At 37.3% G+C, this 6956-nt stretch carries 4 protein-coding genes; 2 read left to right on the plus strand and 2 right to left on the minus strand.

What is annotated here, in order from left to right:
* Positions 1-317 precede the first annotated feature (317 nt).
* Together FLJC2902T_RS07230 and FLJC2902T_RS07235 are read left to right on the plus strand one after the other, a co-directional pair.
* Complete coding sequence (locus FLJC2902T_RS07230) at positions 318-1310, plus strand: hypothetical protein (RefSeq protein WP_023579147.1); 993 nt, start codon at positions 318-320, stop codon at positions 1308-1310.
* Positions 1311-1388: 78 nt separating this feature from the next.
* Positions 1389-1952, plus strand: a complete 564-nt coding sequence (locus FLJC2902T_RS07235) for a DUF4256 domain-containing protein (RefSeq protein ID WP_023579148.1) — start codon at positions 1389-1391, stop codon at positions 1950-1952.
* Positions 1953-2109: 157 nt separating this feature from the next.
* Here FLJC2902T_RS07235 and FLJC2902T_RS07240 read toward each other — a convergent pair whose 3' ends face one another.
* Positions 2110-4587, minus strand: a complete 2478-nt coding sequence (locus FLJC2902T_RS07240) for a T9SS type A sorting domain-containing protein (protein WP_081712541.1) — start codon at positions 4585-4587, stop codon at positions 2110-2112.
* Positions 4588-4819: 232 nt separating this feature from the next.
* Positions 4820-6796 carry an alpha-ketoacid dehydrogenase subunit alpha/beta gene (locus FLJC2902T_RS07245; RefSeq protein ID WP_023579151.1) on the minus strand — a complete coding sequence of 659 codons (1977 nt, stop codon included), beginning with the start codon at positions 6794-6796 and terminating at the stop codon, positions 4820-4822.
* Positions 6797-6956 lie beyond the last annotated feature (160 nt).

A 6956-nucleotide genomic window follows, 5' to 3' on the forward strand; every position in this document is an offset into this window, starting at 1 on the left:
GCCCCCGCCTGTTTTTAATGGGTGTAGTTTACATAAAGTGTGGGGAACTAATACCTCTATTACCGTCTGAACTCTCCTCGTACTATCTGCCATTTTAATAAAGGCCGCCTCAACTCTTGTGACAAATAATTTATTTGAAAAAAATATCACAACTTCTGTGACAAATAAATTATTTTTAAAATTTTGTCACAACTTTTATTTCTTTGATTACTTAGAAGAATTTTAATACATTTGAGTATAGTTACGCTATATCCGTCTTTTGTCGATTGAGTATATTTATGAATTACCACTCTTATCAAAAACAAAATAAGTCACTTATGAAAAATTCAATTTTTCAGTCGTTTTATCTGGCAGTAACAATGCTCATATTCAACAATTCCTATGCGAGTATTCAATCCGACTCCTTAAAATCACGAATTATTCCTGTTGATACGGTTATCAAAATTAAAGCGAACCCCAAACTGGGTTTTAATTATCCATACTACTTACGAATCCCTAAAGGCTTAAAGAAAAATGATGTCCAATATCTCTTGGTAGAAACAAACAATACCGGAGTTAATGATACTTTAGAGTTTCATGAAAAGGAAGCCTATTTACAAATAATGCGTAATTCTCTTGGAAGCAGCATCTGCAGTAATCTTAAAGTTCCTTTTTTAATGCCCGTTTTTCCAAGACCGCAAAAGGAATGGACGATATATACCCATGCCTTCGACAGTGATGCCGCAAAGATTAAAAATGGGGATATGAAAAGAATGGATTTACAACTTATCGCCATGATTAAAAATGCAAGAGAAGTTTTAAAAACCCATGAAATCCTAACCAAGGAAAAAATTTTAATGAATGGCTTTTCTGCCTCGGGAACTTTTGCTAACAGATTTACGCTGATTCATCCGGAACTTATTGCCGGAGTTGCCTGTGGAGGAATCAATGCGATTACCATTTTGCCAATTCCGGAATCAGAAGGGAAAAGTCTAAAATATCCCTTGGGTACTAAAGATTTTGAAAAACTTTTCGCTTCAAAATTTAATATGAAAGCATATCAGAAAGTACCACAATATTTCTATATGGGTGAAAATGATAAAAATGATGCCGCTTCATTTGACGACGCTTACAGCAATTCCGAAAGAGAAATAATCTATGAGTTATTGGGAAAAACAATGATTCCAGACAGATTTACAAAATGCGAACATATCTATGCTGAAAATAAAGTGAACAGCACTTTTAAAACCTATGCTAACATCGGACATGAAACTGACCAAACCGTATTTATGGATGTTTATATTTTTTTTAAAAATATCATATCACAATAATAAAAGTTACTATTGACAACCGTTTAATGACAAGAAGAATTGAACAATTTGGTACTTTATAAGTAAAACAATATAACAATGGGAAATAAAAAGGAGTTGTCACCGGAACAATACAAAGAACTAATCAAAGCATTAAAAACACGTTTTGAGAAAAACAGGAATCGTCATATAGATCTTGAGTGGCTTAATGTACAGGCGAAACTGGAAGTCAATTCCGAAAAACTATGGTCGCTGTACGAAATGGAAGCAACCGGAGGAGAACCCGATGTTGTAGGTTATGATGAAAAAACTGGAGAATACCTTTTTTATGATTGTTCAGCGGAAAGCCCGAAAGGTCGCAGAAGTGTTTGTTACGACCGTGAAGCACTCAACGCAAGAAAAGAAAACAAACCCAAGAACAGCGCTGTCGACATGGCAACTGAAATGGGCATTGCTATTTTAACCGAAGAAGAATACCGCGAATTACAGCAGCTTGGCAATTTTGATATGAAAAGCTCAAGTTGGGTAAAAACGCCTGCCGCAATTAGAAAATTAGGAGGCGCTGTCTTTTGCGATTACCGCTACGGTACTGTTTTTCTATACCATAACGGAGCAGAATCGTACTATGCTGCCAGAGGGTTTCGTGGATCGCTTAGGGTATGATTTCAGTAATTTTCCAAACTAAAAATTTTCGTATAGCAAACCATAAAAAATAAGCCCTGGTAAATATCAGGGCTTATTTTTTATGGTTTCTAAGAATGTATATCAAAATAAATTCAAGAGAGCTTCACAACTAAGTAAGAATATACTATTTCTCTGCTTATTGCTTTATTATTTTTACAGACACTTTCTTTTTCCCTGAAAAAACCTGAGCAAAATAAATTCCATCAGATAAATTGGAAACATCTAACTTGTATAACGATGCATTGGGCATCACACTTATAACTTCCTGACCGTTTATCGTGTATATCTTAATCAGATCAATCGAATTGTCGTTTGAAAAAGTAACATCTGTTGATGCCGGATTAGGGTAAAAAGAAAAAGCAGATTTTTCGAATTCGTCATTTGAAAGCGTTGGATCTTCATATAGACGGGCAATGCGGTTTCTTCCCACGACGTTATATCCCGTAAAATTTCCTCCGATAAGCACTTTATTGTCAAGTTGCAATGCAACCGAATAAACAATACTATTGGCTCCTGTTCCCTGACTAAAATTAGTATTTATTGATCCATCGGCATTTAATCCGGATATTTGTTTATTTGCTATTCCGTTAAATGTGGTGAATTGCCCCCCAACAATCATCTTTCCGTCTGATTGTATTGCAATCGACCAAACTATATTATTCGCCCCGGTTCCGGTACTATTAAATCCTGTATCTAAAGTTCCGTTTTCATTCAAACGAGTGATTCTATTAATCGTGACACCATTAAATATAGTAAAAGCGCCTCCAATCATAATCTTATTATCAGATTGCAAAACTACAGAATATATAGTGCTGTTGGACCCAGTCCCGATTGTGAAACCTGAATCTAATGACCCGTCGGTATTTAAACGGGCAATTCTGCTCATTGCGGTACCTTTGTAACTGGTAAAACTACCTCCAATTATAATTTTTCCATCAGCCTGTAATGTCATTGCCAAAACCGAATTGTTTGCGCCTACGCCAATATTAAAACTGGCATCTAAAGAACCGTTACTATTCAAACGAACAATTCTGTTTTTGGCAATTCCGTTATAATTTGTAAAACTGCCTCCAATTAAAATCTTACCATCAGGTTGTAGTAAAACAGATGAAATAATATTGTTAGCTCCGGTTCCCGCATTAAAACCGGCATCAATTGAACCATCGGGGTTTAAGCGAGTGATTCTGTTTGAAGTAATTCCGTTATGGCTGGTAAAATTACCCACAATCACAATTTTACCGTCCGGTTGCAATCCCATTGAAAAGACCGTGCTACCACTTACACCTGTTCCTGGATTAAAGCTTGTATCTAAAGACCCGTCTGCATTTAAACGGGCAACACCACTTCTTGAAATCCCATTAAATGCCGTAAAAGCGCCTCCAATTAAAATTTTACCATCAGGTTGCTGCAGTACAGACCGAACAGCATTATTACCTCCTTTATTAGTGATGAAACTATCATCTAAAGTGCCGTCCGTATTCAAACGGGCCACTCTGTTTCTTGTTACGGCATTGAAAGTAGTAAAAGACCCTCCTATGTTCATTTTACCATCGGGTTGCAATGCAATAGCCGATACAATATTATTTGCCGCAGTTCCGGGATTAAAACCTGTATCCAGTGTTCCATCCGAATTCACACGCATCATTCTGTTTCTGGTAACCCCGTTATATGCAGTAAAACTACCTCCTGCAATAATTTTACCATCAGGCTGCAATACTAATGAGCGAACAATATTATTCGGCCCTGTACCGATTGTGAAACCGGAATCTAACGAACCATCACTATTAAGACGTGCAATTTTATTAGATGCAACATCATTATAAGAAGCAAAATTTCCTCCAATAATGATTTTATTATCCGATTGCACTACAATTGACAGTATATAATCATTTGTACCTGTACCTGAAATGAAACGTGTATCTAATGTCCCATCAGGATTTAAACGTACAATTCTATTGACTGTATTGCCATTATATGTTACAAAAGAGCCGCCCACTAAAATTTTTCCATCAGGCTGTAGTACTATAGATGAAACAAGAGCATTTGTACCGGTACCTGTAGTAAAACCACTATCTAAGGTTCCATTGGAATTCAATCTTGCTATTCTGTTTTTGGAAGTTCCGCTATAGGATGTAAAATTACCTCCAATCAAAATTTTCCCATCTGTTTGCATTGCGATTGATGTGACAGAATTATTAGCACCGGTCCCGGTAAAACTTCCATCTAAAGAACCGTCGCTATTTAAACGGACAATCCTGTTTTTAGTCACTCCGTTAAAAGCAGTAAAACTCCCTCCGATGATGATTTTACCATCAGTTTGCAAAACTATAGCCGATATCGTGCTATTTACACCAGTTCCCACATTAAAACCTGAGTCTTTTGTTCCATCGGTATTCAGACGGATAATTCTGTTTACAGCCACTCCATTATAAGATGTAAAACTACCTCCTATAATAATTTTACCATCGGTTTGCAAAGCCATAGCTGATACAGCATTATTAGCCCCAGCATTAAAACCAATGTCAGACGGATTGAAACTCAAATCCAATGTCCCGGGTTGGGCACTGCAAATTGTAAGGAAAAGCAAGAAAAATATACAAGTAATTTTCTTCATAAACTCAAATTATTTAATTCTAAATTCTATCAAAACAGCAATCCTAAAAACAAAACCTGTTATCTATTCAATTTATTTTGAATTGACAAAGTTACGTCTTTTAAAATTAAATTTAACAACCAATATCTTACTTTTTAAAAATACCTAAAATCGAAAACATATTAACTTTATAGCAAATCGAATAAAAAAAGTTGCAACAACCGCTACAACTTTTTTTATTCAATAATATACACTAATAAGCTAATAACTCTAATAATTCCTTCTCAAACCTCTGCTTAGGCAAGTACTGATCCTCCAAAGATTTCATAAACGGAATAGCTGATTCCAGACTTCCAACTCGTTTTACCGGAGCGTCTAAATGTTCGAAACAGTTTTCCATAATCATCGCCGAAATATCACTGGCAACACCACCAAACAAGGTGTCTTCCTGAAGGATAATCACTTTATTCGTTTTTTTAACCGACGCATAAATCGCTTCCCAATCCAATGGCTGTAGTGAACGTAAGTCAATCAGATCAGCTTTGATTTCTGGATTTTTTCCTAAAGTTTCCAACGCCCAATGTACGCCCGCTCCAAACGAAATGATAGTAACATCGTTACCTTCTCTCAGTAACGCTGCTTTTCCTAACGGAATCGTGTAATAATCTTTAGGTACATCTTGGTAAACACTTCTATACAATTGTTTGTGCTCGAAGAACATCACCGGATTCGGATCGTTAATCGCTGTATTCAATAATCCTTTTGCATCATAGGGGAACGCAGGATAAACTACTTTTAGTCCCGGAGTTTTGGTAAACCAAGCCTCGTTTGTTTGTGAATGGAAAGGTCCTGCCTGAGTACCACCACCGCAAGGCATACGCACTACCACATCGGCGTTTTCCTGCCAACGGTAGTGTTGTTTTGCCAATAAGTTTACAATTGGGTTAAATCCTGTCGATACGAAATCGGCGAACTGCATTTCAACCACGGCTTTATGTCCGTTAATAGACAAACCGTTAGCAGCTGAAACCACAGCACTTTCACAGATTGGCGTATTGCGAACACGCTCTTTTCCGAACTGCGCCACAAAACCATCCGTGATTTTAAATGCGCCACCGTACTCGGCAATGTCCTGCCCCATGATTACCAGATTCTCATGACGTTCCATCGATTGGCGTAAACCATTAGAAATCGCATCAATCACACGGATATTTTCCTTTTCATCAGAAGGATTGAATTCCTCATATTCCCAAGGACGGTAAACATCGTTTAATTCTTCATGCAAATCGGCAACAATTTCCGGTTCTTCCTGAACTTTAGCCCAATCAGTATCAATTTCTTTCTTTATTTCTGCACGGAAAGCCTCATCCTGTTCATCGGATAAAACCGCCGTAGCTTTCAGATAATTTCTGTAATTCTCCACAGGATCCTTAATCGCCCACATATCCATCAATTCCTGAGGAACGTACTTTGTACCACTCGCCTCTTCGTGCCCGCGCATACGGAACGTCTTAAATTCCAACAACACCGGACGCGGATTGTCAATCATAGACGCTTTTAATTCTGAAATCAGATTCACCACTTCCAAAATATTGTTTCCGTCCACCACATGGCTTTCCATTCCGTAACCAACACCTTTATCAGCAAGGTTTTCGCAACGGTACTGCTCGTTAGTTGGAGTGGATAATCCGTAGCCGTTATTTTCGATTACGAACAACACCGGTAAGTCCCAAACCGAAGCAATATTTAATGCCTCATGGAAATCACCTTCAGAAGTTGCTCCTTCTCCAGTGAAAACCGCCGTTACTTTTCCGTTTTGTTTTAGCTTGTTAGCCAAGGCGATTCCGTCAGCAATTCCCAACTGCGGACCCAAATGCGATATCATTCCGATAATCTTGTATTCCTGAGTACCAAAGTGGAACGAACGATCACGCCCTTTTGTAAATCCGTTACGTTTTCCCTGCCATTGCGAGAACAGTCTGTGCAAAGGAATATCTCTTGTAGTAAATACACCTAAATTACGGTGCATCGGCAAAATATATTCGTCTTTATCCAATACCGAAGTAATTCCTACAGAAATAGCTTCCTGCCCGATTCCGGAGAACCATTTGGAAACCTTCCCCTGACGGATAAGGATCAGCATTTTTTCTTCAATTAATCTGGGTTTGATTAATTTTTTATATAAATCTAATAATTGTTCGTTCGTTAGATTCTTTCTGTCAAAATTCATGGTATTGTGTTTTTTTTAAACGCTTCCAAAAGTATAAAAAATAACAGTTTCAGCCTAAATTGTTTCATATTTTATTTACCGTAAAACATTCTGTTCTAAGTATCAGACTTATAAACTTTTGAATTGTTAACACAGGCAAACGCATGAGTTATTTGATTTC

The organism is Flavobacterium limnosediminis JC2902, from assembly GCF_000498535.1.
Taxonomy (GTDB): domain Bacteria; phylum Bacteroidota; class Bacteroidia; order Flavobacteriales; family Flavobacteriaceae; genus Flavobacterium; species Flavobacterium limnosediminis.